Source organism: Peribacillus sp. NPDC056705, from assembly GCF_043656335.1.
Map to the genome: position 1 here is coordinate 1 of NZ_JBHTYI010000115.1, position 2,221 is coordinate 2,221.

The 2,221-nt window shown below is 51.3% G+C and carries 2 protein-coding genes; both read left to right on the forward strand.

Annotated features, from left to right (window positions below; genetic code table 11):
- Positions 1–66 precede the first annotated feature (66 nt).
- Positions 67–1,470 carry a glucuronate isomerase gene (gene uxaC / locus ACFRAK_RS27925; RefSeq protein ID WP_394573024.1) on the forward strand — a complete coding sequence of 468 codons (1,404 nt, stop codon included), beginning with the start codon at positions 67–69 and terminating at the stop codon, positions 1,468–1,470.
- Positions 1,471–1,553: 83 nt separating this feature from the next.
- The coding region (locus ACFRAK_RS27930) for a response regulator (protein ID WP_394573025.1) at positions 1,554–2,221 on the forward strand (668 nt) is incomplete at its 3' end.

Genomic DNA, 2,221 nt, shown 5'->3' on the forward strand with positions numbered 1-2,221 from the left:
CCATACTACCATACTTGTATGGTAGTATGGAACTGAAATATCATCGGAAATTGGAGGTAGGGGAAAATGAGCCGTTTTGATACCGATCAATTGTTGTTGAACAGCAACAGTGCCAAGAAGCTTTACCAGGACTATGCACAGGGAATGCCAATCTTTGATTATCACAATCATTTGAACCCGCAGGATATTGCAAACAATCGCCAGTTCGAGAATCTGACCGAGCTTTGGCTTGAAGGAGATCACTACAAATGGAGGGCCATGCGCTGGCTTGGCGTGAATGAAGAGTTGATCACGGGCAGCGCATCGCCGGAAGAGAAGTTCAAAGCCTGGGCAGGGTGTGTTCCGCGCCTGGTGGGGAACCCCCTCTATCACTGGACGCATCTGGAGCTTAGCCGTTATTTCGGCATTCAAGAGCGCTTGACTGCCGAGAACGCTGCAAACATATGGAATGCCTGCAATGAGCAATTGCAGGAGCCGACCCTGCGTGCCGGCGGGATTCTGGAGAAGTTCCAGGTGAAGGTAGCCTGCACGACGGATGATCCCATTGACACGCTGCAGCATCATCGTCTCATTAAGGAGAAGGGCGAGCTTACAACCATCGTCGCTCCGGCATTCCGGCCCGATCGGGTGCTCGATGTTGGCCATGCAGAGTATGTATCTTATGTGAACCAGCTTGGGCAGACGGCAGGCCATGCGGTCGATACATACCAAGACCTGCTTGCTGCGCTTAAGAAACGGGTTGAATATTTCCATGAGCATGGCTGTCGATTATCGGACCATGGATTCTCGGCATTTCCATACGCAGCGGCGAACGAGCAGGAAGTGGCTGCTATCTATCAGAAGGCTAAGAACGGCGATAGCATTACATCACGGGAAGATCAGATCTTCCGTACACATACCTTACTGAAGCTGGGTGAGATGTATCACGCCAAGGGATGGACGATGCAGCTGCATATTGGAGCCATTCGGAACAACAATGCGCGTATGTTTGCCAAGCTGGGCAAGGATAGCGGCTATGATTCGATCCTGGACTTTCACTTGGCCGAAAGTCTCAACGCGTTTCTCAGCCGTCTTGACCGGAACGACCAGTTGCCCAAGACGATAGTCTATAGTCTGTATTCCTCCCACTACGAGATGATTGCTACCACGATCGGTAACTTTCAAGCTGCGGGTGTTGAAGGCAAGCTCCAACTCGGTTCGGCTTGGTGGTTCCATGATCAGAAGGAAGGCATGCTGAAGCAGCTTACTGCGTTGTCCTCCATGGGGTTAATCAGCACCTTTGTCGGTATGCTGACGGATTCGCGCAGCTTCATGTCATTTCCGAGGCATGAGTATTTCCGGCGCGTGCTGTGTAGATTGTTCGGCGACTGGATTCGAGAAGGGGAGCTACCGGCGGACTATGAATTTATCGGCTCCATCATTCAGGATATCTGCTATTTGAATGCCGAGCGCTATTTTCAAATTCATTGACAATTCGATGTGAAACATAAACAATGGATTTACTAGATGAAAGCGTTTGCCAATGTGGGGCGCGTGCGAGGGAGGCTAATACCGTGTACTTGAACCGGGCGATATTGGTGGATGACGAAGTGTTTACGCGCAAAGGGCTGCTAAAGCTGATCGATTGGGAGGCTTGCGGCTTTCAAGTCATTGAAGAGGCAGACAACGGGGAAGACGCGCTTGAACGGATTGAGCGGCTCAAGCCGGATGTCGTCATCACCGATATCCGCATGCCGGTACTGGATGGTCTTGAGTTGATCGGACAAATTATGGCCAATGGCATCGTAAATCCATACTTCATCATCGTCAGCGGTTATGACGATTTCAACTATGCAAGGCAGGCGGTCCGTTACGGGGTCCACGATTTCATTCTGAAACCCATCGATGAAGTGGAGTTTAGCGACGCACTTGTCCGGCTAAGTGAGCGGCTTCAAGCAGACCGAGAGGCACAGCTAAGGGAAGAACGTCTCATGTCAGGCGCATTAATGGAGTCGCTGATTATGGGTGGAGCCGATGAGGTGCTTCTTCAGGAGTGGGAGCGGCGCCTTGAAGTTCAGCCGGACGATCGATTGTACTATGTGTTCGTTGAACTGAACGATGCCTCGGACATTCTGAGCATGGAGGAACCGGTGCCGGTATTTAAGGACCAAGTGGAAGCCGCCTTGCTTCAGCTCACGCATGGCGAGCAGCCTTTTTATCTGCATGAACATCGCAATCGGGT

What these genes read in the sequence shown, in the direction of transcription:
- uxaC (WP_394573024.1), top strand. Translation starts at nt 67, where the DNA reads ATGAGCCGTTTTGATACCGATCAATTGTTGTTGAACAGCAACAGTGCC.